26 protein-coding genes are annotated in these 26122 nt (G+C 68.8%); 6 read left to right on the top strand and 20 right to left on the bottom strand.

Annotated features, from left to right (window positions below):
- Together VLK66_RS12405 and VLK66_RS12410 are read right to left on the bottom strand one after the other, a co-directional pair.
- Positions 1 to 1124: ATP phosphoribosyltransferase regulatory subunit (locus VLK66_RS12405; protein WP_325309740.1), on the bottom strand; the 1124-nt coding region annotated here is incomplete at its 3' end.
- 245 nt (positions 1125 to 1369) lie between these two features.
- Positions 1370 to 1882 carry a hypothetical protein gene (locus VLK66_RS12410; RefSeq protein ID WP_325309741.1) on the bottom strand — a complete coding sequence of 171 codons (513 nt, stop codon included), beginning with the start codon at positions 1880 to 1882 and terminating at the stop codon, positions 1370 to 1372.
- 189 nt (positions 1883 to 2071) lie between these two features.
- On the opposite strand from VLK66_RS12410, the gene VLK66_RS12415 reads away from it, so the two are divergent.
- Together VLK66_RS12415 and VLK66_RS12420 are read left to right on the top strand one after the other, a co-directional pair.
- Entirely contained in the window at positions 2072 to 2596 is a 525-nt protein-coding gene (locus VLK66_RS12415) for a hypothetical protein (protein ID WP_325309742.1), read from the top strand.
- A gap of 667 nt (positions 2597 to 3263) precedes the next feature.
- Positions 3264 to 4388 (top strand): DUF262 domain-containing protein, encoded by a 1125-nt coding sequence (locus VLK66_RS12420; protein WP_325309743.1) that lies wholly within the window; start codon positions 3264 to 3266, stop codon positions 4386 to 4388.
- 114 nt (positions 4389 to 4502) lie between these two features.
- Here the strand turns inward: VLK66_RS12420 and VLK66_RS12425 are convergent, their stop codons facing one another.
- The 15 genes from VLK66_RS12425 to VLK66_RS12495 all read right to left on the bottom strand — a co-directional run bounded on the left by VLK66_RS12425 (position 4503) and on the right by VLK66_RS12495 (position 18420).
- Positions 4503 to 6701: a glutamine synthetase III gene (locus tag VLK66_RS12425; protein ID WP_325309744.1), complete on the bottom strand. Its 2199-nt coding sequence runs from the start codon at positions 6699 to 6701 to the stop codon at positions 4503 to 4505.
- Between the two features lie 55 nt (positions 6702 to 6756).
- Complete coding sequence (locus tag VLK66_RS12430) at positions 6757 to 7272, bottom strand: Lrp/AsnC family transcriptional regulator (RefSeq protein WP_325309745.1); 516 nt, start codon at positions 7270 to 7272, stop codon at positions 6757 to 6759.
- Between the two features lie 459 nt (positions 7273 to 7731).
- Positions 7732 to 8295, bottom strand: a complete 564-nt coding sequence (locus VLK66_RS12435; RefSeq protein ID WP_325309746.1) for a YcxB family protein — start codon at positions 8293 to 8295, stop codon at positions 7732 to 7734.
- 104 nt (positions 8296 to 8399) lie between these two features.
- Positions 8400 to 8669 carry a hypothetical protein gene (locus VLK66_RS12440; RefSeq protein ID WP_325309747.1) on the bottom strand — a complete coding sequence of 90 codons (270 nt, stop codon included), beginning with the start codon at positions 8667 to 8669 and terminating at the stop codon, positions 8400 to 8402.
- Positions 8670 to 8758: 89 nt separating this feature from the next.
- Complete coding sequence (locus tag VLK66_RS12445; protein WP_325309748.1) at positions 8759 to 9298, bottom strand: DUF2911 domain-containing protein; 540 nt, start codon at positions 9296 to 9298, stop codon at positions 8759 to 8761.
- 85 nt (positions 9299 to 9383) lie between these two features.
- Positions 9384 to 9563 (bottom strand): hypothetical protein, encoded by a 180-nt coding sequence (locus VLK66_RS12450; protein ID WP_325309749.1) that lies wholly within the window; start codon positions 9561 to 9563, stop codon positions 9384 to 9386.
- On the bottom strand, positions 9544 to 9744 hold the full coding sequence (locus tag VLK66_RS12455; RefSeq protein WP_325309750.1) for a hypothetical protein: 201 nt from the start codon (positions 9742 to 9744) through the stop codon (positions 9544 to 9546). The genes VLK66_RS12450 and VLK66_RS12455 overlap by 20 nt, the downstream gene beginning before the upstream one ends.
- A gap of 465 nt (positions 9745 to 10209) precedes the next feature.
- Positions 10210 to 11649 (bottom strand): DEAD/DEAH box helicase, encoded by a 1440-nt coding sequence (locus tag VLK66_RS12460; protein ID WP_325309751.1) that lies wholly within the window; start codon positions 11647 to 11649, stop codon positions 10210 to 10212.
- A gap of 995 nt (positions 11650 to 12644) precedes the next feature.
- Entirely contained in the window at positions 12645 to 13394 is a 750-nt protein-coding gene (locus tag VLK66_RS12465) for an enoyl-CoA hydratase/isomerase family protein (RefSeq protein ID WP_325309752.1), read from the bottom strand.
- A gap of 174 nt (positions 13395 to 13568) precedes the next feature.
- A complete protein-coding gene (locus tag VLK66_RS12470) occupies positions 13569 to 13985 on the bottom strand; it encodes a hypothetical protein (RefSeq protein ID WP_325309753.1) in 417 nt (138 codons plus the stop codon).
- The gene (locus tag VLK66_RS12475; protein WP_325309754.1) at positions 13982 to 14731 is read right to left on the bottom strand and encodes a transglutaminase domain-containing protein; all 750 of its coding nucleotides are present in this window, start codon (positions 14729 to 14731) and stop codon (positions 13982 to 13984) included. Before VLK66_RS12475 ends, VLK66_RS12470 begins: the two co-directional genes overlap by 4 nt.
- 70 nt (positions 14732 to 14801) lie before the next feature.
- Positions 14802 to 15542 carry a DUF72 domain-containing protein gene (locus tag VLK66_RS12480; protein ID WP_325309755.1) on the bottom strand — a complete coding sequence of 247 codons (741 nt, stop codon included), beginning with the start codon at positions 15540 to 15542 and terminating at the stop codon, positions 14802 to 14804.
- Entirely contained in the window at positions 15539 to 16633 is a 1095-nt protein-coding gene (locus tag VLK66_RS12485) for an alpha/beta fold hydrolase (protein ID WP_325309756.1), read from the bottom strand. Before VLK66_RS12485 ends, VLK66_RS12480 begins: the two co-directional genes overlap by 4 nt.
- A 163-nt stretch (positions 16634 to 16796) precedes the next feature.
- Positions 16797 to 16940, bottom strand: coding sequence for a hypothetical protein (locus VLK66_RS12490; RefSeq protein WP_325309757.1), 144 nt, complete (start codon positions 16938 to 16940; stop codon positions 16797 to 16799).
- A gap of 331 nt (positions 16941 to 17271) precedes the next feature.
- A complete protein-coding gene (locus VLK66_RS12495) occupies positions 17272 to 18420 on the bottom strand; it encodes a PilT/PilU family type 4a pilus ATPase (RefSeq protein ID WP_325309758.1) in 1149 nt (382 codons plus the stop codon).
- A gap of 245 nt (positions 18421 to 18665) precedes the next feature.
- Here VLK66_RS12495 and VLK66_RS12500 point away from each other — a divergent pair, with 245 nt between their 5' ends.
- On the top strand, positions 18666 to 20021 hold the full coding sequence (locus VLK66_RS12500) for a divalent metal cation transporter (RefSeq protein ID WP_325309759.1): 1356 nt from the start codon (positions 18666 to 18668) through the stop codon (positions 20019 to 20021).
- Between the two features lie 135 nt (positions 20022 to 20156).
- Here the strand turns inward: VLK66_RS12500 and VLK66_RS12505 are convergent, their stop codons facing one another.
- The 3 genes from VLK66_RS12505 to VLK66_RS12515 all read right to left on the bottom strand — a co-directional run bounded on the left by VLK66_RS12505 (position 20157) and on the right by VLK66_RS12515 (position 22510).
- A complete protein-coding gene (locus tag VLK66_RS12505) occupies positions 20157 to 20645 on the bottom strand; it encodes a PIN domain-containing protein (protein WP_325309760.1) in 489 nt (162 codons plus the stop codon).
- The gene (locus VLK66_RS12510) at positions 20645 to 20920 is read right to left on the bottom strand and encodes a hypothetical protein (RefSeq protein WP_325309761.1); all 276 of its coding nucleotides are present in this window, start codon (positions 20918 to 20920) and stop codon (positions 20645 to 20647) included. Before VLK66_RS12510 ends, VLK66_RS12505 begins: the two co-directional genes overlap by 1 nt.
- 252 nt (positions 20921 to 21172) lie before the next feature.
- Complete coding sequence (locus VLK66_RS12515) at positions 21173 to 22510, bottom strand: putative glycoside hydrolase (protein WP_325309762.1); 1338 nt, start codon at positions 22508 to 22510, stop codon at positions 21173 to 21175.
- A 359-nt stretch (positions 22511 to 22869) separates the two neighbouring features.
- Between VLK66_RS12515 and VLK66_RS12520 the strand changes: the two genes are divergently transcribed.
- From VLK66_RS12520 to guaA, 3 genes are all read left to right on the top strand, one after another.
- Positions 22870 to 23367 carry a GNAT family N-acetyltransferase gene (locus tag VLK66_RS12520; RefSeq protein ID WP_325309763.1) on the top strand — a complete coding sequence of 166 codons (498 nt, stop codon included), beginning with the start codon at positions 22870 to 22872 and terminating at the stop codon, positions 23365 to 23367.
- Between the two features lie 149 nt (positions 23368 to 23516).
- Positions 23517 to 23954, top strand: coding sequence for a VOC family protein (locus tag VLK66_RS12525; RefSeq protein WP_325309764.1), 438 nt, complete (start codon positions 23517 to 23519; stop codon positions 23952 to 23954).
- Between the two features lie 231 nt (positions 23955 to 24185).
- A complete protein-coding gene (gene guaA / locus VLK66_RS12530; protein ID WP_325309765.1) occupies positions 24186 to 25730 on the top strand; it encodes a glutamine-hydrolyzing GMP synthase in 1545 nt (514 codons plus the stop codon).
- The last annotated feature ends 392 nt before the right edge of the window (positions 25731 to 26122 follow it).

Raw genomic sequence — 26122 nt, forward strand, 5'->3', positions numbered from 1 at the left:
TGCGGCTTGTAGCCGTAGTCCACGGACGCGCCGCCGTCGCGCAGGCGGTGGACGATGGACAGCAGCTCCGCGCGCTGCTCGGCGGGCGCGATCACGTAGTAGTCCAGCGACGGGCGCGTCTCGGGAAGCAGGCCGCGGTCCGTCAGCAGCTCCTTGAGCACCACGTCGCCCATCCCGAAGCCCAGCGCGGGAAGCTGCACCCCGCCCACCTGCGCCAGCAGGTTGTCGTAGCGCCCGCCGCCGCAGATGGCGCGCAGCTCACCGCGCGCGTCGAACAGCTCGAAGACGATCCCCGTGTAGTACGCCAGCCCGCGCACGATCGACAGGTCGAAGCGCACGAAATCGCCCAGCCCCATCGCCCTGAGCTGCCCGAAATAGCCGGCCATCCGCTCGATCTCGGGCGCCACGCCCTCGGTCTGCCCGTACGCCGCGCTCACCGCGTCGAAGTCGCGGTGCTGGAAGATGGCGAGCACTGCCTCGGCGACCTCGGCGGTGACGCCGGCCTCGCCGGTGAGGCGCTTGATCATCCCCTCGCGCGTCTCCCGCTCCAGCTTGTCGACGATGTTGTAGACGAGCACCAGCTGGTCCTCGGGGATACCGGCGTGTAGCAGCAGCGCGCGCAGCAGCCGCCGGTCTGAGACGCGCGCGACGAAGTCCTGCGACGTGAGGCCGAAGGCGCGCAGCATGTCGATGGCCGCCGCCAGCAGCTCGGCGTCGGCGGAGACGTCTTCTTCGCCCAGGATGTCCAGGTTCAGCTGGAAGTGCTCGCGCAGGCGCCCGCGCTGCTGCCGCTCGTAGCGGAAGAGCTGGGGGATGGTGAACCACTTGATCGGCTTGCGCAGCCCGCCCGCGCGCGCGCCGGCCATCCGCGCCAGCGTGGGCGTCATCTCCGGGCGCAGCGCCACCTCGCGGTCGCCTTTGTCCTTGAAGTTGTAGAGCTGCTGCACGATCTCGGGCCCGCTCTTCTCGATGTACAGCTCGAGCGGCTCCAGCGGGGGCCCGTCGTACTCCTGGAAGCCGTAGCGCCGCGCCACCTCGCGCCAGGTGGCGAAGATGTGCGCGCGAACGGCGAAATCGTCCGGGTAGAAGTCCCGGAACCCCGGTAGTGCCTGGAAGGTTGCCATGGGGCGCGAAACTAAGCGCGAGAGTGCGAAAGTGCGAGGGTGCGGGGGAGAAGTACGAAAGTACGGGAGTACGGAAGTACGAGGAGTGCTGAGTGCTGAGTGCTGAGTGCGTAACGGAAACGGCCGGTATCCGCTCCCGCGCGGATGCCGGCCGTTGATGTCCGCGAAGGCGGACAGTGTGCAGTTGTAGCCGCGACTTCAGTCGCATTTTTCCTCACATCGCCGCCCGCCGCCCGCCCGTCGCCTCACAACCGCTGATCATCCCGCCGCCCGCCGTCACCCACCGTGAACGCCAGCTCCATCGCCTCACCCGGCGCGAGCGCATGCCACCGCGCGGCCAGGTCGGCGCGCAGCGCGCAGATCCGCGCGAACTCGTCGTCGGTGACGGCGCGCGGGGCGGGGAGGCCGTGCTGCGCGAAAACCTGGGCGACGTGGGGATTGAGATCTGCCGCTTCGGGCTCGGCTCCGCTCGCGCGCGTGGTGTCGAACCAGCCGGCGATCACCTCGGCCAGCAGCGCCTCGGGCAGGTTCGGCATCGGGCCGCGCGGCCACGGCGTGCCGAAGTCCGCGAACTCCCATCCGTCGGCCATCATCCCCCAGAACGCCTGCCGCAGCCCCAGCACCGTCTCGACCGCGTAGTGCGTCAGGTCGTGCAGGGGGAAGAAGAAGCTCTGCCGCTGCCACGCCACCGTGCCGTCGCGCCGGGTGACGCTCAGCACCGGCGTTCCGTCGCGCTTGATGGCGAAGCGGAGCGTCACCAGCGCCTCCGCCGCGATGGATCCGGCTTCTCGTCCGCGGGTTTTCATGGGGACGAACGGTAACATCGGGGGATGCGGATTCCAACCTCTCCCCGGCCGCGGCACCTTGCGACCGGCACCCGCGCGTGGCACGTTGCGGCGAGCCGGATCACCCCGTCCCGATCACCACCCGATCCTCGGAATCTTCCCATGAGCCACAGCATACATCTGCAGCCGGGCGAGCTGTCCGCCCTCATCGTGCAGGCCGCCGACAACGCGCAGTCCGAGGGCTACTGGACCGGCGAGGGCGCCGCGAAGGACGACGCCGCGCGCCACCTCACCCGCTACCTGGGCCTCATGGTGGGCGGCGACAACGACGTCAGCCCGCACGAGATGCGCATCTTCCAGCAGATCTGCGCCGCCGCCACCGGCACGCAGGCGTCGGACAACGAGCTGATGACGTCCGTGCGCGACGCCGTCCGCATCGCCGACGATCCCGACGCGGTGGAGGACTTTCTCCTCACCACGCCGCCGTTCCTGCGTGCCGTCATCGCCATGGACCGCGCCCGCGGCACCCGCAACGCCGAGCAGGTGGTGACGGCGCTCAGCGGCCTGGCCCTCGCCATGCTCGCCGCCGACGGCCGCGCCGAGGTCGAGGAAGACGCCGTATTCACCACCCACCTCAACCACCTCCGCGACGAGTTGATGATGTCAGGATTGGCGAAAGAAGATTAAGAGATGCGGCTTCGACTGCAGCCGCGGGATCTAGGCAGTACCACGTCCCAATTGGAAATGTGTGAATGAGAGTCGAAGAATTTACGGAGAGACTGGTCGCGTCTTCGGTAGAGGAAGTTGTGCAGGAGGTGATATTAGCTGACACTGCTCTTCACGTACCAGAAGACGATCGTAATTATATCAAGCAGCGTTTGGGAGAATCGTACGGAGTAGAAGCCACAACTATAGAAATCTGGATAGTCGGGTCGGCGAAGTTGGGCTTCTCCATCACGGAAAAACGACGGGGAGATGCCCCCGTGTTGCCGCGCTTCCGCCCCTTTAGAGCGGAATCGGATATAGACGTGGCAGTAGTCTGTCCGGCAATTTTCGATGCCATTTGGGCCGAACTCTCGGCATACGCGTATAGATCCGTTTCCTCGAGTCTGTTACCATGGAACTCAGGAAACCTCGGTCACTACTTGGTTCACGGTTGGTTGAGACCGGATCACTTTCCACGTGCACGATTACCCAGGTGCGACATGTGGTGGGACTTGTTTTACAGCCTCTCACGCGAAGCACGGTTCAATAGACACCGCGTACGAGGCGCACTTTTCCACTCGGTTCAGGATCTTACCGGGTACCAGACTCGGGCTGTCACCGACTGCCGCCTAGCCTTGGAGCTTGCCAAGTGAGAACAGCTGCGACGAACAAAAAAGTTAGGGAACTGATTAGCCTCGTTCGAGAGGGAAAGCTCATCCCACGTCCCGAATTCCAGCGAAGGCTGGTCTGGACACACAAGGACAAGGATCGCTTCCTTGATACCGTTCTACGCGGGCTCCCGTTTCCGGAGATCTATGTCGCTGATGGAGACGTTGATCTACAAACGGGGGCAGGAACGCAGTTGCTCGTAGACGGACTTCAGCGGGTCAGTACGCTCATCCAGTACTTTGAGGCGGATCCTGATCTAAAGCTCGTTGATACGTCCTCATACAAAGGGTTAACTGAGGATGAAAAGCTTGCCTTTCTACAATACGATGTCGCGGTTAGAGATCTTGGTGCTGTGAGTCGCGCCATGATCGTCGAGGTATTTAAGCGGATCAACGCCACTAAGTACTCACTGACCGATATTGAGATTAATAACGCGGTTTATGCTGGTGCATTGAAGCAGTATGCCGGTAGAGTAGCGGAAAGTGAGTTCTTTAAGCTACATGACGTTTTCACGTCTGTTGATTACAAGCGAATGGGTGACTTAAGGTTCGCTTTAACGGTCATATGCACCCTTCTAGTCGGGTATTTCAACCGTGATGATGCGCTGGAGGAACTTCTTTCTCGCTATAACGACGAGTTTTCGATAGAAGATGAAACAGATGATCGAATCCAGCGGACGTTCAGCTTTATCGACGAGTGTGGGTTTGACAACAGGTCGCGCGCATGGAAGAAAGCTGATTTGTTTACGCTCATCGCTGAGACTGATCGCTGCCTCTCGGAAACCAGCCCAAATTTGCAACCGAGCTTTGCGGTAGACGTGCTGACGTCGTTCTATTCTGCTGTGGAGCGCTCAAGTGCTGACGGGAGTACGCTTCCGTCTATATATTATAAGGCGGCGCTTCAAGCTTCTAACGACCGGGTAAATCGTCTTCGACGAGGAATTATCGTCGGCGGCCTTCTGGAGGGTCAGACCTACGACGGAATATATCAGCGTATGCTGAGCCAGGGGTTGATTAAGCCGAACGACGTGGAGGTTGTATCAGCATCCGCAATTCAGGAGGTACCAGAAGCGCAACCGATGCAAGACAATTTGGATGTGAGTTAAGGTGTTCTGAGCAAAATCACGGTTTGTTTGTCGGTGTGTCCGTCACTAAAAGGGCCGCCCCCGGACCTCGGGAGCGGCCCTTCGCTTTTCCATCCACCTCGCCCTGCTACCGCGTCACTTGATGAAGAGCATGTCGCGGTAGGTGGGGAGCGGCCAGTAGTCGTCGGGGACGACCTTCTCCAGGCGGTCCACGGCGCCCCGGACTGTGGTCATCGCGGGGATGACGTGGTCGCGCATGTGGTAGCTCTTGCTCTCCACCGTGTCGCCGCCCAGCTCCTCGTTCTGCCGCGTCAGCTCGTCCAGCCCGCCGCGCAGCTCGTCCACCAGCGCGCTCACCTTCTGGATCGTCGCCATGATGCCGTTGCTGGCGATGCCCAGCCCCTTGCCGCGGTCCGCCGCGGCCAGCAGGTCGTTCAGGTAGCGCACGGCGGCCGGCAGGATCATGGTGCTGGCGATGTGCTCCGCCGTCTCGCCCTCGATGTTCACCGTCTTGAAGTACTGGTCGTACGCCACCTCGATGCGGCTTTCCAGCTCGCGGTGGCTGAGCACGCCGTACTTCTCGAACATCCCGGCGTTCTTCTCGTCGTGCAGCGTCTCCAGCGCCTCCAGCGTGGTCTTGTGGTTCAGCAGCCCGCGCCGCGCCGCCTCGTCCTGCCACCCGTCGCTGTAGCCGTCGCCGTTGAACACGATCCGCTTCACCCGCCGGATCTCCTCGGCCAGCAGCTTCGACAGCGCCTCCTCGAAGCCCTTGCCGCCCGCCAGCTCGCCCTCGAGCGCGGTGCACATCTCGTCCAGGCTCTCGGCCATGATGGTGTTCAGCACCGTGGCCGGGAAGGAGACCGACTGGCTGGACCCCAGCGCCCGGAACTCGAACTTGTTGCCGGTGAAGGCGAACGGGCTGGTGCGGTTGCGGTCGCCCGCGTGCTGCGGGATGTGCGGCAGCACCGGCGCGCCGAAGCCCAGCAGCCCGCCCTCCTTGCTGCTGGCCGCCGATCCGTGCTGCTCGATCTGCTCCAGCACGTCGGTCAGCTGGTCGCCCAGGAACACCGAGATGATGGCCGGCGGCGCCTCGTTGGCGCCCAGGCGGTGGTCGTTCCCCGCGTAGGCCACCGACGCGCGGATCAGGTCCTGGTGCCGGTCCACCGCGCGCAGCACGGCGGTGCAGAAGAACAGGAACTGCATGTTGTCGTGCGGCGTGTCGCCCGGCTCCAGCAGGTTGGCGCTGTCGGTGCCCAGCGACCAGTTCAGGTGCTTGCCGCTCCCGTTCACCCCCGCGAAGGGCTTCTCGGCCAGCAGGCAGGCCATCCCGTACTTCCGCGCCACGCGCCGCAGCGTGAGCATCATCAGCTGCTGGTGGTCGGCGGCCAGATTGGCGTTCTCGTAGATGGGCGCCATCTCGAACTGCCCCGGCGCCACCTCGTTGTGCCGCGTCTTCACCGGCACGCCCAGGCGGTACAGCTCCCGCTCCACCTCCATCATGAACGCCAGCACCCGGTCGGGGATGGCGCCGAAGTAGTGGTCCTCCATCTCCTGCCCGCGCGGCGGCTTGGCGCCGAAGAGCGTGCGCCCGGTGGTCACCAGGTCGGGGCGGCGGTAGAAGAACTCCTGGTCGATCAGGAAGAACTCCTGCTCGGGGCCGCACGTGGCCGTCACCCGCGGCGTGTCGACGCCGAACAGCTTCAGCGCGCGGCGGGCCTGCACGTCCAGCGCGTTGATGGAGCGCAGCAGCGGGATCTTGGTGTCCAGTGCCTCGCCGGTCCAGCTCGCGAACGCCGTGGGGATCGACAGGTAGCACCCGGCCGGCGTCTCCACGATGAACGCGGGGCTGGTCGGGTCCCACGCGGTGTAGCCGCGCGCCTCGAAGGTCGCCCGCAGCCCGCCGCTGGGGAAGCTGGACGCGTCGGGCTCGCCCTGGATCAGCTCCTTGCCGGTGAACTCGGCCACGGCGCCACCGCCCTTGTTGGGCGTGATGAACGAGTCGTGCTTCTCGGCCGTGCTCCCGGTGAGCGGCTGGAACCAGTGCGTGTAGTGGCTGGCGCCCTTCTCCACCGCCCATTCCTTCATCGCCAGCGCGACGGCGTCGGCGACCGAGGGGTCGAGCGGCTCGCCCTTCTGCACGGTGCGCTGAAGCGCCTTGTAGATCTGCTTGGGAAGCCGGGCGCGCATCTCGGCCAGGCCGAAGGTGTGCTCGCCGAAGATCGACTCGATGTCGGTCATGGTGCGGCCGTTGGGGCCCGACGCACCGTTGCCGGCCGGGGCCTCCCACCCCTTGGCGGCCGCGAGGGCGTCGAATCGTGCGCTGAGCTTGGGCATCTGCGGTTTCCCGGGTTCGGGGTGAAGGGTGGTCTGGTTTTGTCGTCCGCGTCCGTCAGGCGCCGCGCGCGGCGCCGTTGCCCTGCAAGGAGCCGGCGGCCGGGCGCGAGGCCACGGCCAGCTCGGCGGTCTCCTTGATGGTGCTGAGCACGATGCTCGTGGTGGTCCACTGCACGCCCGGCCAGCTCTGGATCTCGGCCAGCAGCCCCTCGAGCGTGCTGGTGCTGTCGGTGCGGATCTTCAGCAGGTGGCTCCCCTGGCCGGTGACGGAGTGGCACTCCAGCACCTCGGGGTGGTCGGTCACGCGCTGCCGGAACTCGGGGTAGTACTGGCTTCCCGCGATGCCGGTGAAGATGAACGCGGTCACGTCGCGCCCCAGCAGCTTGGGGTCCACCACGGCGGTGAACTGCCGGATCACGCCGCGCTCCTCCAGCTTGCGCACGCGCTCGCCCACCGCGGGCGACGACAGCCCCACCGCCACGGCCAGGTCGTGCTGCGAGGTGCGCCCGTGCTGCTGCAGCATCTCAAGCAGCCTCAGGTCGGTTTCGTCAAGCCGTGCGGGGTTGCTCACCTTATCTTCTAAGCTTCTGGTTCTCGGCCGCCTAAGATCCGAAAACAATACTGCACGTCCGCTTGCGATGCAAGGGCAAGGCCATCGCGGGAAGCTGCAGGGCGATGGAAACCGCGAAACGGCAAGGAGATGCGCCGCTGCCGGTGCCTCCACCGAACTCCGCGAGGGCGGAGTGCGTGCCGTCGTAGCCGCGACTTCAGTCGCGTCTTTCGGATGAAAGATTCCGATGCACGAACGCCGAGAGCCGGCCCCCGTGCGGGAGGCCGGCTCTCGAGCGCCGATCGTCATCTGCCGAAGACGCTGTCTGCCGTGTCCGTCTGGCGGAGATGCTCTGCCGCAGCCGCTCACCGGCGACTGAAGTCGCAGCAACAACTACGGGAAGCCTCGCAAACTGCGCGAGGCTTGTTCAGCTCGGAAGCCAGTTCCGGCTGCGGAGGATGCCTCGTTCCGAATCCGCTATCAGGCCAGGCCCTTCTCCGACTGCACCGGCGTGTGGCGGATGAGGAAGCCGCGCACGCGCTGCAGCTCGGCCGCGCCGCCAAGGGCGTGCTTGGGCAGGTAGTGCGCGTACCGCTCGGTCTGGAAGAAGATCAGGAACTCCTTCGTCTCCACCACGCGCCGGATCGCGGGCCACGCCAGCTTCGTGTCGCGCATCGCGCAGTGGATGCGCAGCCCGTCGTCCGACAGCTCGCGCGTCGTGGGATGGGCCGCGCAGCAGTTCTGCTTCTCCCACCGCCGGGCCACCATCGCCGGCGCGAAGAGGCGGAAGTACGCGACGTACGCCACCATCATCAGCACCCACGGCAGCATCCCCGCGGCGGTGCCGATCCCCCGCGTGGCGGCGATGTACGCGGTGTAGAGCACGTTGAACGCCGTCATCGCCACGAACCCCCAGATGCAGAGGTTGGCGACCACGCCCAGGCGCGCATGGCGGGTGTGCGCGCGGTAGAAGCGCGCGAACTCCCGGCGGTCCCACGCAAAGGTGTACGAGAGCGCGGGCGCGGGCGAAGCTTCCAGCTGCATGGAGATCACGGTTTGGTGGGAGACCGGGTCGAGGTGCGCCGGAATGTAAACAGACGACGCCCGCCGGGGAAGCCGTCCCCCGCGGGCGCCGGCCGGCAGCGGTGCTAGTTGTGGTGGTGGGTGACCGGGTCGCGCGGCTGCATCCACACGTGCGGGTGCAGCATGAAGTTCCACCAGCGGCGGCGGGGGCAGCAGTAGCGTTCCAGCATCAGCCCGCGGCGCTTCTCGACGTGCTCGGGGTGCATGGGGTGGCCGCAGTGGCAGTGCGGGGTCGTGGGCGGCACGCCGACCGGTGCGGCCTTGCCCGGCCGGGCGGCCGCCCCGCCCGCCTGGCTGCTGCCTGCCTGGCTGCTCTTCGAACCGTCCTTCGCCATCGTCACCTCCGGAAGGGGTGCGCTGCGGAACCTGCGGTCCAGCCAATGTAGCGCCCGGGCGGCTTTCGTCGGAGAGTTTTCTCCCGAGCTCACCGCGGGCGGAAGGGAATGGGAACGGCGACGTCACCCCAGCGCATCTCCAGCACCGCGCTGTCGGGCGTGGCCACGGGGAGCGCGTACTCCAGCGTCTCCACGTACGGCGCGGCGCGTGGATGGATGCGGACGCGCAGCGCGTCGCGGCGCGTGCCGGGGTAGGGAACGTGGTACGCGTCGGCCGCGCGGCTGAAGATCACCGTCCACGCGCCCGCGGAGTCGGGGACCATCCACAGCGTGTACGCGCCGCCCGGGAGCACGGCGGAGCCGATCGCGAGGTCCGAGGTCGTCCTCAGCTGCGTCGCCTCGTCCGCGCCGGGGCACCAGACCGAGTCCCACGGCACGATGCCGCCGAACAGCCGCCGCCCGCGCGCCGACGGGCGGTTGTAGCGCACCGTCAGCTCCGTGCCGCCGATGCGCTGCACCAGCATGGCGGGCTGGCTCTTCCGCCGCGCGCCCGACGGCACGCGCCCGCACGCTTCAGCGGCCAGCGCCAGCGCCAGCACCGCGGCCGCGGCGCGCAGGGATGCGTTCATGGGAGATGGAAGGGAGATGGGGATGGAAAGCGAAGGGCCCGCCCGGAAGTTACGTCAGCGCGGGCCGCCGCTCAATCGCCGCGCGTCAGGTCGGGCGGCGCAGAAGGAAGAAGGCGAGCACGGCGATGGCGATGGCCACCACCAGCAGCCCCGTCAGCATGCTCGGCATCCCCAGCCGCGACGTGGACGAGTTGCCGAAGTCGCCGCGCGCGGTGTCGGGATCGGCCGTGTCCTCGCGGTTCGGATCAGGGCCGCCGGTCGACATCGTCGTCCTTCTCCCCGTCCGTGGACGGCACGGCGGGTTCGTTGTGCGGGTCGCGGGCGCGCAGGCTCTTCGCGGCCAGGTCGCTCTCGCGCCCGGTCATCTCGCGCGGCTCGGGCGCCGGGCTCGCGTCGGTGCCGGATTCCGCGCCCGCCACGTTGCTGCGCCGATCGTCGTCATCCATCGTCATCACCCCGGGTCTGGTTGGGGGATGCGGGGAGCAAGAGGCGTTCCGGACGAGGTGCGAAAGTGCGAGAGTGCGAAAGTGGGAACGGCGAGAGCGGGGATGAGGTGAGCCACGCGGCATCGGTGCTCGGACCAACGCGGTGCCCGCCGCGGAGCCCTCCCCCCGCGCCTTGGAGCGCTCGCCCCCTCCCGATAACAGGAATTCGTGGCGCACGGGCGACGGTGCACGCGTCGGCTTTTCGCGTGATGCGAGGCCCACGCCGGCATCCGTATGTTACGATGAAGGCTCCGTCACGCTGAGTTCTCCCCTCCTCAGCGGAGCGGGGAGGGGCCGGGGGAGGGGGCCGGCCAGGCGGGCAGGATGCCGCCGTTCACGCACTTCAGCCGGTGTGCACGGGAAGAAAATCGCCCCCGCGCGTCCGGAGACGCGCGGGGGCGATCTGCTGCGGGGTTGAGCCGGGGCTCAGCCCTGCATGGCCGGGCGTCGGCCACCGCGGCCGCGACGGCGGCGGCTGCCGGAGCCGCCCCCCTCCTGCTGGCGCGGCTGGCTGCCTCCGTCGCCGCGCGCGAAGCTGTCGCGGCGCGGGTCGTCGCCCTGGCGGCGCGGCGCGGGCTGCGCCGGGCGCGAGCCGCGGCCCGACAGGCGCGCGGCCTCGTCGGCCTCGCGCTGCGCCTTCGCGTCCGCCTTCTGGCGGGCGCGCTCGCGCTCGGTGGCCTTCCGCGCGCGGATCTCCTTGATCCGCTCGCCGATCGGCACCTCGAAGCGCTCGGCCGCGCGGGCATTGTAGTCGAACCCGGCCACCGTCACGCGCTTCAGCGCCTTGCCCACCGCGCGTTCGATCGCCTTCAGGTCGCGCTCCTCTTCGGGCGACACCAGCGTGTACGCCTCGCCGATCGCGTCGGCGCGCGCGGTGCGGCCCACGCGGTGGATGTAGTCCTCCGGCATGTGCGGCACGTCGAAGTTCACCACGTGCTCCAGCGCCTCGACGTCGATCCCGCGGGCCACGATGTCGGTGGCCACCAGGATGCGGTACTTGCCGCCCTTGAAGCCGGCCAGCGCGTCGGTGCGGGCGCTCTGGCTGCGGTTGCCGTGGATCCGGGCGACCGGGATCCCCGCCTTCTCCAGGATCTCGAAGAGGCGGTTGGAGCGGTGCTTGGTGCGGCAGAACACGATCGCCTGGCTCACCTCGCCACGGCGAAGCATCTCCAGGAGCAGCGCCGGCTTCAGGTCTTCCTTCACCGGGTACACCGCCTGGGTGATGCCGGTGGCCGGGGCCGCCTTGCGCTCGATGTTGATGGCCGCGGGGTTGCGCAGCATCTCGTGCGAGAGCTTCACGATCGGGTCCGGCATGGTGGCGCTGAAGAACAGCGTCTGCCGGTCGGTGGGGATCTGGCGCAGCACGCGGCGGATGTCGGGAAGGAAGCCCATGTCGAGCATCCGGTCCGCCTCGTCCAGCACCAGCACCTCGATCTTGTCCAGCTTGGCGTACGGGTGCTGCAGGTGGTCCAGCAGGCGGCCCGGCGTGGCGACGATCAGGTCGACGCCGCGGCGGAAGGCCTGCTCCTGCGGGCTCATCCCCACGCCGCCGAACACGGCCGCGGCGCGCAGGTTGGTGTGCTTGGCGAGCAGGGTGAAGTGCTCGTGGATCTGCGCCGCCAGCTCGCGCGTGGGCGAGATCACCAGCGCCCGCGTGGTGCCACGCGGCTTGCCGATCAGGTGGTTCATGATCGGAAGGAGGAACGCGGCGGTCTTGCCGCTCCCGGTCATCGCGCACGCCAGCAGGTCACGCCCTTCCAGCGCCGGCGGGATCGCCTGCTGCTGGATGGGCGTGGGCTTGGTGAACTCCAGATCGTGGACTGCGCGGAGGAGCGACGGGTGGAGCGAGAGTGTATCGAAAGACATGATGTTCCCATGGACCACGGGTGAATCCGCCCCATCTGGGCGCGAATGCCGCGTTCCGTGGTATTCTGGCAAAAGAAGACGGCGGGCTCGCGGCTGAGCTCGCCGTCCTGCAAAGACCTTGAAATATACACTACTTCGCCCGAAAAGGTCAGCCCCCCATGAACATCCGTAAACATCGGGTCTCACGCGGGGCCGCGGAGATGTGGGGGACGGGCTGTTTTTCTCTCTCGATGCGAGCAATCGGAGCGTTACGGCTTGTGTCGCCCCGAACCAGGAGCGTTGCGGGTGTGTGGACGTACGTACGTCCCGTCGCGCCGTGTGTAACCGCGCACATGCACTGAGCACGCGCCCGAACATCCTTCTGCGGAGGAACCTCCTGCTCTACCGCCTGAGCCGGTCGTGCCGGATGGGGTGGACTCGAGAGAATCACCGTCTTCACGAATTTGAAGCGCGAGCCCAGGGAGAGGTTCGGAGGTAATCAGCGCCGCGACCACCTCGTAGCCGTTCCTGGCCGGACGGAGGATCAGCCTGTTCGCACCGAACGAAGCGGCTTCATCGATATACGATGCCAACTCCCCGGACGAGACGGACTCCGGCGTTCGAGACCCGAGGGAGAGCGTCCGCAGCGCATACCATCTGAATGGAATGAAGGCCGACGATGGGAGGACCCGCACGGAATCTGGAGGGACGGGTGTCACCGGGACCGTCGATGCGGCTGGATTGACCACCCACTCGTGCCTCCGCTGTGCGAACGCTCCCTGAGTGCACAGGAGCATCAGAGCGGTAACGACGCCGAGGATCGATCGGTAGAAAGAACGTCTCATCTAACCCTCCATCAAAGCGGAAAGTGAGGCCACGCAGTGTTGCGCGGGGCAGGTTCCGCTTTGGACGGACGCCGCAGTAACGATTCTCCTCTCGTAATGGGCAAGAGCACGAGCGTCGAGGGCTAGCCTTACAGGAGCCGGCCCTGGCCTACGATGATCTCGAAGATGTCGTCACCCCTTCCGCACCGTGCGCTCCAGGTAGTCGCGGATGCGGGCGTGCGTCCCGGGGGCGCTCCACGCGGCCAGCACCTGCTCGTCGTACGCGGCGGAGGCGCGGATGCGCTCCAGCGACGGGGCGCGGAGGTATTCCTTCGTCAGCCGGAAGGCGTCGGGGGCGAGGGCGGCGAGCTGGGCGGCGACTTCCCGCGCGCGGTCCATCAGCGCGTCCGCGGCGACGACCTCGTCCACCAGCCGCTCGGCGAGCGCCTCGCGCGGCTCGAAGGTGCGGCCGGTGAAGACGAGCGAGTGGATGCGGTCGCCCGGCACGGCGTAGCGCACCGCCTCGAGCGCCGCGGCGGGGAAGGGAACTCCGACGAGCAGCTCGGGGACGCCCAGGCGGCCCCTGCCCTCGGCCATCAGCCGGTAGTCGCCCGCCATCACCATCACCCCGCCGCCGGCGATCGCGTGCCCGTTCGCGGCCACCACGACCGGCCGGGGGAAGGCGAACAGCTTCACCACGAAGTCGCGCAGCAGGGGGATGAAGCGCCGCACGTACGCGTCGCCGCCCTCCATGAGCCGGAACAGGTCCACGCCCGCGGAGAAGATGGAGCCCGTGCCGGTGACGATCACCGCCCGCGCGTCGCCGGCCGCGTCGAGCTCGCGGATCATCCCCTCGAGCAGCTCCACGTCCATCGCGCTCGCCTTCCCGTGCGCCAGCCGCAGCGTCAGGATCCCGTCGTCACTCCGCTCTCGTTCGATCATCGCCGGTGTTTGCCAGGAAGGTTGAGTTCACGCGACGTAGGTGTCATCCCCCAGGAACTCCGCACTGCGAGCCGATCCAGCCACGAGGCCGCGGACGAGCCCGGATCGCTGCGAGCAGTCGCGGAGCGACTTCGTGCTTTTGTTGCCCCCGAATTCCATTCGGGGCCGCGAGCTCTACCCCTCCGCCCGGATCAGCGACAGCCGCATCTTGGCCTCGCTGAGGGTCACGACCAGGGTGTCGCCCGGGCGGAGCTGGGCCAGCGGGCCGGCGTCCACGAACTCGCAGATGGGCTCGCCGCCCACGGGCACCTCGGCGCGGTAGCCGCGCGCGAACGCCACGCTGTCCGCCGGGCGCTTCCTGGCGTTGCTGCGCAGGTACACGCCGCGGTCGTTCATCAGCCAGAGCCCCGGCGGCGCGCCGGTGCCGGGGTGGTCCACCTCGTCCGGCACCTCGGCGTCGGGCGAGTGGAGGTCCACGCCGGCGGCCAGGTACCGCTGCGCCTCGGTCATCATCCGCTCGCCCGCGACGTTCGTCTCCTCCACCAGCCGCAGCACGTCCGCGGCGTCGAACTCGAATCGCCCGTCCATCATCCCGTCCCCTCCTGCAGTCGCCGGTAGAATTCCCGCCTGCGGCGCACGTGGCGGTACCAGGCCACGTGGCGCAGGAAGCCGCCGTACACGCGCGTCCGGAACGTCCCGTGCTCCACCGCGAAGTGCGGCCGGTACTCGCCGCGGACCTCGGCCGCGGGGCGGATCATGGGCGCGCCAAGCTTGGCCGCGGCCTCCAGCACCACCTCTTCGCCCTCGCCGCGGGTGAACTGCACCCAGGCGTGCTTGTTCACCTCCCCCGCGTGCTGCCAGCTCACCTGCCCCACCACGAACCACGCGGGAAAGCCGATTTCGCGCAGCTTGCGCCAGGCCCACAGCGCGTGGTCCTCGCAGTCGCCCAGGCGCAGGTGCTCGAAGGTGCGCGGGTGCTGCCAGAAGTCGTCGGACACGAACACGTCGGGATCGCCGGCGTAGCGGCACCCCTGCAGCCATTCGCACAGCTCGTTCACGCTCCGCACCCGCACCCGCGTCTCGGACTGGAAGTACCAGCGGAAGTCCTGCGCCGAGCCGGGCCCGAACGCCCAGGGCGGCACCGGGTGGGGCACGTACGACCAGTCGTCGCCGGTGGCCGCGTAGCGCGCCATGAACGGCAACAGCCGCAGCGTCCCCATCCCGCCGTACATCTCGCTCTCCGCCACCTGCCGCCACAGCCGCAGGGTCGTGAGCGCCCGCCGCCACCATCCCGCGGCCGGACGGATCTCCTCGCTGGCGATGGCGGTTTCGGGCACGGGGGACGCGAGGGTTGGGGGATGGAGATGCGGCCGCCGCGCCGAATCGTAGCCCGCGCGCGGCGGCGGTTCAAGCTCCGGGCCGGCTTCCCAGTACGCCGAGGAGATCGAGGGCGTTTCGCGTGGCCGCGCCCGCCGCGGTGTTGTCGAAGATGCACCACACCTCGCGCGCCCCCGCCGCGTCCGCGCGCAGCCGGCCGGCCAGTCGGGCGACGAAATCCCCCTCGTACGCCGAGTAGTACATCCGCGGCGAGCCGTGCAGGCGGTGGTAGACGACGTCGCGCGCGCCGCCCGGCTCCGCCGCCGCGGGAACGCGCGCCGGGTCGGCCGCCACCCGCGCCACTCCCAGCCCGGCGAGCAGCGCATCCGCATCTCCCGAAAACCAGCTCGCGTGGCGCGGCTCGCACGCGACCGCCGCCGCCGTCCGCTCCCTCAGCGCGAGGAAGAACCGCTCCGCCACCGCCGGATCGAGCTCCAGACTGGGCGGCAGCTGCACGAGCAGGCAGGCGAGCCGGTCTCCCAGCGCGCCCGCCTCGCCGAGGAAGGTGTCGAGCAGCGCCTCGACGTCCACCAGCTTCTGCTGGTGGGTGATGGTCTTCGGGAGCTTGGCGGAGAAGCGGAAGCCGGGCGGCACCTCGTCCGCCCACCGCGCCCAGGTGGAGACGCGGTGCGGGCGATGGAACGACGAGTTGATCTCCGCCACCGGAAAGCGCGCCGCGTAGCGCGAAAGGTGGCTCCCGTCCGCCGGGAACTCCGCCTGCTCCGGCTTCGGCAGCGTCCACCCCGCGGTGCCGATCAGGATCGGCGTCACCGCGCGCCCGGCTCCGTCGCGGCCAGCAGCTCGGCCAGGTAGCCGCCCCACACCGCGGGGAGCGAGTGCGTGCCGTGGCCGCGCGTGGCGTCGCTGGTGGGGATCAGGATGTAGCGCCCGTGCGGCACGCGGCGGATCTCGCGCTCCAGGATCCCCAGCTCCGGCGGGTTCACCTCGTCGTCGGCGGAGTTGATGGCGAAGAGCGGCGCGCGGATCTCGCCCAGGTGCGGCGACGGATCGTAGTCGCGCGAGGCGTCGAACGCGTACAGCATGTCGTTCGCGTCGATGGTGCGCACGTACCGCGCGACCGACGCCTCGAGCAGCGAGTCGGCGGCGTCGCGGGTGGGCGCGGTCTTCTGCTGCTGCAGCGGCGCGCTGGTCATCAGCATCAGCACGTGCACGGCGCCGGCCAGGCCGCGCGGCGGGGCGGTGTACTCGCCGCCGCGCCATTCCGGGTCGCCGCGGATGGCGTCGGCGATCATGCGCCGCATCATCCGGTTGCGCCCGGCGATCTGCACCGGCGCGCTGGCCAGCGGCATCAGCGCGTCCATCATCTCCGGGTGCGTGTAGCCCCACACCCAGCTGTGCATCCCGCCCATCGACGTCCCCATCACCAGCCGCAGGTGATCGACGTGCAGCCCTTCGGTGACGAGGCGGTACTGGGCGCGCACCATGTCGTCGTAGGTGTAGCGCGGGAAGCGCATGTGCAGCCCCTCGCTGGGCCGGCTGCTGCGCCCGTGCCCGATCCCGTCCGGCAGGATGATGAAGTAGCGCCGCGCGTCCAGCAGCTGCCCCGCGCCGAACAGGCGTCCCGCGAAGGTGGGGGAGATGAAGTTGGCGCCGCTCCCCGTGGTCCCGTGCAGGACCAGCACGGCGTTGCGGACGACGCCGTCCGCGTCGCGCACCGGCGTCCCGATCGTCCGGTAGTGGATGCGCAGCTCCGGCAGCCGCTCGCCGCTCGCGAACGCGAAGTCGCGCATCACGAAATCCCCCTCCACCGGCGCCGGATACGCCGCCGGTTCCTGCGCCGCCGCGCCGCGGACGACCAGGAAGAGCAGGGGGATGAGGATCGATCGGGCGCGGATCTGCATGGCGCGTGTGCCGTTCCGGGGGTGGATGCCGCCAGCGGGATGATTGATATAGCCGCGCCGCCGGAAATCCGCAGCATCCCCGCGTTCGGGCGGCTGACTGGCCGTAACGAGCGAGGCCGGCCCCCTCGGGAACCGGCCTCGCGTCATCATGCCCGGCGATCGCTCAGCAGTACCGGGGATCCGTGCAGAGGATCTCCTGCGTCGGGCAGGTCCGCAGCGTGCTCGCCACGGCCTCCACCTGCAGCTGCGCGGCGGTCGAGAACGTCTCCACGGTGATGGCGTCCACGTTCAGCATGTGCTTCTTCATCGTTCCCTCTCCTTCGGGTTAGAGACGGACGACGGGCGCGCAGGAGGAGGTCGGCACCCGTCGCGGGTACCCGGGCGGTCGCATATGCAAACAGGTTGCCACACAACCAACCGGTGACGTCGTATAAGTAGCGCATCTCCACCCTAACGTTAAGCGGGATGATGATCGATCTTGCACGTTCAGGCGGAATCCATGGAGCGCGGACGCATCAGCCCACCCCGGCATCGCCCAAAGCAATCTCACGCGGAGACGCGGAGACGCAGAGAGATGAGGTGAGTTCTCTGCGTCTCCGCGTCTCCGCGTGAGATTTCAGCTCGGCCGGTTCGCGCGCTCAGTATCCCGGCCCGCTCACGAACCCGTCCATCCCCCCGCCGTCCGAATCGCCCGCCGCGGGCGCGCTGCCGGGAACGCCGCCGGCACTCAGCCGCGCCTGCAGCTCGAAGTCCGACGGGTTGCTGGCCGCCGCGCGCGCCACGCCGAAGTCCAGCACCCCCTGCCGCACCAGGTCGGCCAGGTGCTGGTCGAAGGTCTGCATCTGGTAGGTGTCGCGCCCGGCGGCCACGTAGTCCTTGATCTCCGACGTCTTCGCCTCTTCGCGGATGCAGTCCTGGATGGCGCCCGTGCTGCGCATGATCTCCGCCGCCACCACGCGCCCCTTGCGGTCGCGCCGGGGAACCAGGCGCTGCGAGATCACCGCCTCCAGCGCGTCGGCCAGGCGGTAGCGGATGGTCTGCTGCTCCTCGGCCGGGAAGGCGGAGATGAGCCGCGCGATGGTGCTGGTGGCGTCCTTGGTGTGCAGCGTGCTGATCACCAGGTGCCCGGTCTCCGCCGCCTTCAGCGCGATGTCGATGGTCTCGGCGTCGCGCATCTCGCCGATCTGGATCACGTCGGGGTCCTGCCGCAGCGCCGCGCGCAGCCCCTTGTAGAAGCTCTCGGTGTCGGACCCGATCTCGCGCTGCGAGATGGAGCACTGGTTGTCGCGGTGCAGGAACTCGATCGGGTCCTCGAGCGTCACGATGTGGCGGAACGAGTGGTTGTTCATGTGCTGCAGCATGGCCGCCATGGTGCTGCTCTTTCCCGACCCGGTGACCCCGGTCACCAGGATCAGCCCGCGCTCCGCCTCGGCGATGGTGGCCAGCACCTCGGGAAGGCCCAGCCCCTCCAGCGTGGGCGCGTTGTACGGGATCACGCGGAGGATGATGTTGAAGCTGCCGCGCTGCCGCATCACGTTCACGCGGAAGCGGGTGAGCCCGTCGATCCCCCACGAGCAGTCGTAGTCCTGCAGGTTGTCGATCTGCTCGCGCACGCGGTCGTTGGGAAGCACGGTCAGCGCGAAGGCGCGCGCCTGGTCCGGCGTGAGCTTCTGCCGGGTCAGCGGCATCAGCTTGCCGGTGATGCGCGCCCGCACGAAGTCGCCGCCCTTCACGTGGATGTCGCTGGCCCCGCGCTCGACCGCCGCGCGGATCACGGGTTCCATCATCTCGCCGCTCTGTCCTGCTCTGGATGTGTGGGTGGGGACGCCCGCAGGCGCGCTCCCTCGGTGCCGCCGCGTTCCGGCAGGCGCGGGAAGATAGCCCCTCGCGGCCGGATAGACGAGAGCCGCCCCGCGGCCCGCGAGCGGCTATCGGACACTGCGAACTGCATGGACCCGAACTTGCCCCTGCCGCGCGCCCTGTACCCGCGGCGGGGGTCGCGGGGCGGGGTGGAAAAGAACGACCAGGTTCCATGGCGCGACCGAAGAAAAAGCTGCGCGAGCGGCGCCGGAAGCCCCGCCACGAGCGGCGGCGGCGGCCGTCCCGGCACCAGCCGGGGAGCCACGCCGCCGAGCGTGGCAGGGAAGGGCTCCTGCGCTCCCTGGGGCTGGGGCTGATCACCGGCGCGGCCGACGACGACCCGTCGGCGATCGGCACGTACGCCAGCGCGGGCGCCAGGCTGGGCCCGTCGTTCCTGTGGACGGCCCCCGCCACGCTGCCGATGATGTACGCGGTGGTCTACCTCTCCGCCAAGCTGGGGCAGGTGACGGGGCAGGGGCTGTTCGCGGTCATCCAGCGGCGCTTTCCGCGGTGGGTGCTGTACCCGTCGCTCGTCGCGGTGCTGATCGGCAACACCATCGAGGCGGGCGCCGACATCGCCGGGATGGCGGCGGCCGTGGGGCTGCTGGTGAAGGTTCCCGCCGGGGTGATCGTGGTGTTCATCACCGCGGCCGTGCTGGCGCTGCAGGTGTGGGGGTCGTACACGCTCATCCGCAACGTCTTCCGCTGGCTGGCGCTGGCGCTGCTGGCCTACATCGTGGCCGCCATCCTGGCCCGGCCGGAGCTGATGCCGGTGCTGCGCGGCACCTTCATCCCCACCCTGCGCTTCGACCGCGAGTTCCTGTCGCTGCTGGTGGCGGTGATCGGCACCACGCTCTCGGCCTACCTCTACACCTGGCAGTCGAACGAAGAGGTCGAGGAGCAGATCGCGACCGGGCTCCGCCGCCTGAGCGACCGCAGGGGCACCACCGACGCCGAGCTCCGGCGCACGCGCAAGGACATCCTGTTCGGGATGTGCTTCTCCAACCTGGTGATGTACTTCATCGTCCTTTCCACCTCGGCCACGCTGTACCGCGCCGGCCAGCACGATGTGGAGAGCGCCGCCGACGCGGCCCGCGCGCTGCAGCCCCTGGCCGGGAGCGCCGCCGGCGTGCTGTTCGCGCTGGGGGTCATCGGGGTGGGGTTCCTGGCGGTGCCGATCATGACCACGGGCGCCGCGTACGACCTGGCGCAGACGCTGGGGTGGAAGCACGGGCTCCACACCCGCCCGCGCGAGGCGAAGAAGTTCTATGCCGCCATCGCCGGCTTCACGCTGCTGGCCATGGGGATGAACTTCCTGGGCTTCAACCCCATGAAGGCGCTGGTCTTCGCGGGGATCGTGCAGGGCTTCTCCACCCCGCCGCTGATGCTGCTGATCATGCTGATGACCAACAACCGCGAGATCATGGGCGAGCGCGTGAACGGCCGCGCGATGAACGTTCTGGGGTGGACGACCACCGCGGTCATCTTCGCCGCGACGGGCGCCCTGATCGTGACGTGGGTGATGTAGCCGGGTGTCCGCGCGGGGCGTGGCCACGACGGATCCTCCGTTCTCCCGCCCATCACGGGGGAGAGGAGCATGGGGATGCCGGAAGTCACGCGCGGCCGGTTCCCGGGCGACAAGCCGGGAGCGCGGTGCGGCCGGTCAGAAGTCCCGGATCTCGTCTCGCAGATGATTGAAGTTCACCACGAACACGCGGTTCTCCAGGAGCTTCAGATACAGCGGCAGATCGTCGGTCAGCACCGCGACGTGCTCGCGCGCGGCCAGCAGCACCGTGATGTCGGTGAGCCCCAGGCGCGTGAAGCCGGATTCGAGGACGGCCTCGCGGCTGGGGAAGTACCGCTCGCCCGCCTGCGCCGCCAGCAGCGCGAGCGAGGCGAACACCTCGCCGCGGAGCGGCTCGGCCAGCTGTCCCGCCAGGTTGCTGACCTCGGTGAGGATGTTCGGCGTCACGAGCAGCCGGCTGAAGCCGCTGATGAACGTGGTGAGGAGAACGTAGTCGTCCGCCGTGTACGCCCGCGTGCGCTTGAACCGCTCGATGTGTGCGGGGTCGTGCGAGCCGACTACGAGCACCAGGAAGAGGTTGGTGTCGATCAGCAGCACGCGCGGCCGGGCTCGCGGGACCCGGCGCATCAGTTCGGATCCCGGATCTTCATCGAGCTCACGGTGCCCGTTTCGGCGTCGATTTCGAACCGCTTGTAGACGCGCGGCAGCCGGTGCACGCCGCCGTTCACGATCAGCCCGTTCCGCGAAACGGCCGGCTCCAGCCAGCCGAGCGTCACCTTCCACTGCCGGCCGTCGTCGGACAGCTCTACCTCTTCCAGCCGCAGATGGCGCAGCTCGTCCTTCTGGTAGAGCTCCCGCGCGTAGCTCTCTGCGGACTTCACGGCCTGCTTCACGTCGATCATCGAATCTCCGCTGGATGAAAGGCGCGTCACGAGGTTCAGCCCGGAATCTAATCCGGTCCCGGCCCGGTGGAAGTCCACGCGTGAAAGCCGCCAGCGCCCGAACAAATCGAGCGGGCGCTGCGTCATTCCGCAGCGCCCGCCCGCCTGATCCGAACCGCGAACTTACTATGGAGCCGGAGGAGAGCTCATCACGCACCGCGGCGGCTTCTCCACTGGTTTCGTGACCTCCGTCTGACTCGGTTCTCTTCGTTTCTACTGCCCCGGCGCGCCCCCCGTCGCCGGTCGGTTCGCGGCCACCTGCGCGCGCGCGGCGGCGGCGCCCTCGCGGTCGAAGGCGTCCACCTGCGCCACCAGGTGCGCGGGCGGGGTGAACGCCTTGCCGCGCTTCGCGGCCACGCGCTCGAAGCCTGCGGACACCGCGTCGTAGTGCGAGTTGGGGTTCCAGAAGATCCAGTCCTCCACGCCCAGGTCGTACAGCGCCTGCGTCTGCGCGCGCGCCTGCTGCGGGCCGTACTTGAAGGCGCGGTCGTTCCAGGTGGCGGTGAACGCCTGCAGCCAGGGAACGATGCGCGCCGGCTTCACCCCCGCCGCCTCCAGCCGCCGGTTGCGGATCACCCCCTCGCCCACCGCGGTGAAGATCGTCTCGTACGGCATCCGGTTGGGCCGCGTGATCCCCGGCAGGTGCGTGGGGAAGTAGTGCGACGGGTACACCATCGGCAGCACGTGGTCCACGGTCGAGGAGACGCGCTCCCACTGCTGGCCGATGCCGACGTCCAGCGGGTCGCTCATCGTCAGCCCGAACACGTCGGCGGTGATTGACGCGCCCAGCGGGTGCAGCCGCTCCCCCGCCTCCGTCAGGAAGCCGGTGATGGCGTCGGCCTTCTTCCCCACCGCGGTCGGGAACACCTGCGTGGGGAGCGAGCGGTACGCCTCGGGAAAGCGTACGTAGTCGAACTGCACCTCGCGGAACCCCGCTCGCACCGCCTCCTCGGCGATGGAGATGTCGTACTCCCACACCCGCCGGTCCCACGGGTTCACCCAGGTGTTCCCCACCTTGTCCTTCCACAGCGCGCCGCCCGGCTGCCGGATGGACCAGTCCGGCCGCGCCCGCGACAGCCGCGGGTCCTTGAAGACCACGATGCGCGCGATGGGGTGGATGCCGTGCGCGCGCATGGTGTCCACCAGCGCCCGGAGGTTGTGGATGGGGATGCTGCGCACGTGCGTGGCCTCCACGGCCAGCGGCAGCGCGCTGGGATAGCGCACGCCGTCCTCGTCCTTCACGTCCACCACCCAGGTGTTCAGCTCGGTGCTGTCGGTCAGCGCCAGCAGCTTGCCGCGGGTGATGGGGTTCCCGGCCGCGTACGCGTTCACGTAGATGCCGCGGATCACCGGCGGCGCGGCGTCGCTCGCCAGCGCCGCGGGGGCGCGCGGCGGCGCGGCCGACTGCGCGTGCGCCTCGCCGGCGCCGGCGAGCTGTTTGACCAGGGCGGCGCCCGCGTCGGTGTCGGGCGAACGGGTGTTGAAGCAGGCGGAGAGGGTCGCGGCGAGCGCAACGCAGAGCGGCGCCCGGAACGGGGTGCGGGTGGTCACAGCGGTCCTGCGGGTACGGCGCGAACGGGTGCCGGACCGGGGGGCGGGCGGGTGGCCGGCCAGGGTCCGAGGGGTGCCTGCGAAAGGACGCGAAAATGGTGCCGCGGAACCGGGCCCGCAAGGGCGAAATCGAAGGTTCTCCGCTGCCCCATTTCCGCCCCATCCGACGGGACGTAAATTCCCCGTCGCGCCTGCGAAAACCGCAATCTGGACACCTCGCCGGGCCGCTGCCATTCTGGACGATGAGAACGGCTCGGCGGGAGGGAGGTGCGGAAGGTGATTTTTCGGAATTCTGGTCTTGCGAAGGAACCCCGTCCGGGCGGGCTCCCGCCTGATTCCGGCAAACGTCTGGTTAGGGGATGATGGAGATCGAAATCCGGCGGCTCGGTCCCGCCGACGCGGCCGCGTACCGCGCACTGCGCATCGAGGGATTCGCCACGCAGCCGATGGAATTCCGCTACTCGCCGGGGGACGAGGAGGCGCTCACGCCCGCCGGGACGGAGCGGCGGCTGGCGGACAGCTTCGTCGTGGGCGCCTTCGCGGCCGGCGCGCTGGTGGGGATCGGCGGGTGGACGCGCTTCGCGGGCGAGAAGCTGCGGCACAAGGGGCTGCTCTGGGGGATGTATCTCCGCCCCGACGCCCGTGGCACCGGCGCCGCATCGGCCATCGTCCGCGCGATCGAGGAGGACGCGCGGCGGGAGGTGGAGATGCTCCTCCTCACCGTGGCCGCGCCGAACGGGCGCGCGCGGCGGCTGTACGAGCGCCACGGCTTCCAGGCGTACGGCACCGAGCCGCGCGCCGTCCGCGCGGGCGACGATTACATCGACGAGGTGCTGATGGCCAAGCGGCTGCGGTAGATTTAGGGCGGCGGGCGGGCTCCGCGCCACCCGGCGAATGAATTCGCGGGCAACAACAGCACGAAGTCCCTGCGGGACTGCACCCCGGCATTCGGGCCGGTGGCGGGTTCTCTCGCTGATCTGATTATCTCAACTACTACGAGGGGGCCATGGAACCGCGGATCAGCCTGGTCACGCTTGGCGTGGAGGACCTGGCGCGCTCGGTCGCGTTCTACCGCGACGGGCTGGGGTGGCCGATGTCCGGCGCGAGCGTGGAGGGGACGGTGGCGTTCTTCCGCGCCGGCGGCGTGGTGCTGGCGCTCTATCCGCGCCCGCTGCTCGCCGCGGACGCCAGTCTCCCCGACCGCCACGGCGCGTGGAAGGAGTTCGGCGGCATCGCGCTGGCGCACAACGTCCGCGAGCGCGGCGAGGTCGACGCGGCGCTGGAGCGCGCGGTCAGCATCGGCGGGCGCATCCTGACCCCCGCCGCGGACGCGGAGTGGGGCGGCCGCTCCGGCTATTTCGCCGACCCCGACGGCCACCCGTGGGAAGTCGCCTGGAACCCCGCCTTCCCCTTCGCCAACGACGGGACGCTGATCCTGCCGTAGGTCGGTCGCCGACCTGCAACTGCAAATGTCACACGGAGTCAGCGGAGAACTCATCGCGCGCCGGAGTTCCTCCGTTGACTCCGCTGGCTATGTGTGACTTCATCCTTTTCAGTCTCACCGGCTCCACGGACGCGGAAGTGGCGGGCGCGGGTTTTCGTGCGCCTCCGCGCGCCGTATCTTCCCGCCTCGCGAACCCATCATCCTGACGCACGGCCGGACGGCGAATCTCCCGTGGATCCCAACCGCATCCTGATCATCGACTACGGCTCGCAGTTCACGCAGCTCATCGCGCGGCGGATCCGCGAGGAGCGCGTGTACTGCGAGATCCATCCCCCCACGCGTTCCGTGGAGTGGATCCGCGAGTGGCAGCCGAAGGGAATCGTGCTCTCCGGCGGACCATCCTCCGTCTACGACACGGACGGGCCGACGGCGGACCCCGGGCTGCTGCGGATGGGCATTCCCGTGCTGGGCGTGTGCTACGGGATGCAGCTGATCGCCCACCTGGAGGGCGGCGTGGTGGAGCACGGCAAGCGCGAGTACGGGCGCGCGCTGGTGGAGGTGCGCGAGCCGCACGGGATCTTCGACGGCTTCACCGCGGGGGAGAAGACGCAGGCGTGGATGAGCCACGGCGACCACGTGGTGCAGCCGCCGCCGGGGTTCCACCTCCTGGCCAGCAGCGACGGCGTGCCGTGGGCGGCCTTCGCGGCCGACGACCGCCCCATCTACGGCGTGCAGTTCCACGTGGAGGTGGCGCACACCACGCGCGGCGGCGACATCGTGTCGAACTTCGTGTTCGGCGTGTGCGGGTGCCAGCCCACGTGGACCGCGGGAAGCTTCATCGAGAACGAGCTGCGCCGCGTCCGCGACCTGGTGGGCGATGCGCAGGCGGTGTGCGGCCTTTCCGGCGGCGTGGACTCATCCGTCGCCGCGACGCTGGTGCACCGCGCCATCGGCGACCGGCTGACCTGCATCTTCGTGGACACCGGGTTGCTGCGGCTGGGCGAGCGCGACAGCGTGGAGCGCACCTTCCGGCAGCACATGGGGATAAAGCTGGAGGTGATCGACGCCTCCGAGCTCTTCCTCACCCGGCTGGCGGAGGTGGAGGATCCCGAGGAGAAGCGGAAGATCATCGGCCACACCTTCATCGACGTGTTCGAGGACGCGGCGGCGCGGATCGGCGCGGACGCGCGCTTCCTGGTGCAGGGCACGCTCTACCCGGACGTGATCGAGAGCCTGTCGGTGAAGGGCCCGTCGGCCACCATCAAGACGCACCACAACGTGGGCGGCCTGAAGGAGGACATGAAGTTCGCGCTGATCGAGCCGCTGCGGGAATTGTTCAAGGACGAGGTGCGGCAGGTGGGGCGCGAGCTGGGGCTGCCGGAGGAGATGGTGGGGCGGCACCCGTTCCCCGGGCCGGGGCTGGCCATCCGCGTCCTGGGCGCCATCGGCCGCGACGACCTGGACGTGCTGCGGCAGGCGGACGCCATCTACCTGGAAGAGATCCGCCAGGCGGGGCTGTACGACGACATCTGGCAGGCGTTCGCCGTCCTCCTTCCCGTGCGCAGCGTGGGGGTGATGGGGGATTTCAGGACGTACGAGAACGTCTGCGCGCTGCGCGCCGTCACCAGCCGCGACGGGATGACGGCGGACTGGTACCCCTTCCCGCACGAGGTCCTGGCCCGCATCTCCACCCGCATCATCAACGAGGTGCGGGGGATCAACCGGGTCGTCTACGACATCAGCTCCAAGCCCCCGGCGACCATCGAGTGGGAGTGAAGATCTGAAGAAAAGGTCTCATACCGAACCCCGCGAAAGAATCCGTGCATCTCGCCGAATCACGGCGGAGTCGGCGATAGATCCTTCGGCCTGCAACCTCCTGTGTAGACGCTGGTTACGCTGTGGGCGGCCTCAGGATGACGTCGGGTTGATGCGGCGTGGTGCACAGACTGAATTCCCGGATTCGGTATCACGCAGAAGGACGCAGAGGTCGCAGAGAAAACCCGTGCGAGCGGTGAGTTCTCTGCGACCTCTGCGGTGCGCCGTGCGAAGGCGGCGTGTTCTAGCGGGTGAAAGTCCCGCCGGAGGAATTGACGGTACACCTCCGTAGCCACGGGCGGGCTGTGCGCTGGCAACAGGCATGGTCGAGCCGCCCGGACAACTGTCTTCCA

This window comes from Longimicrobium sp., assembly GCF_035474595.1.
Classification (GTDB): domain Bacteria; phylum Gemmatimonadota; class Gemmatimonadetes; order Longimicrobiales; family Longimicrobiaceae; genus Longimicrobium.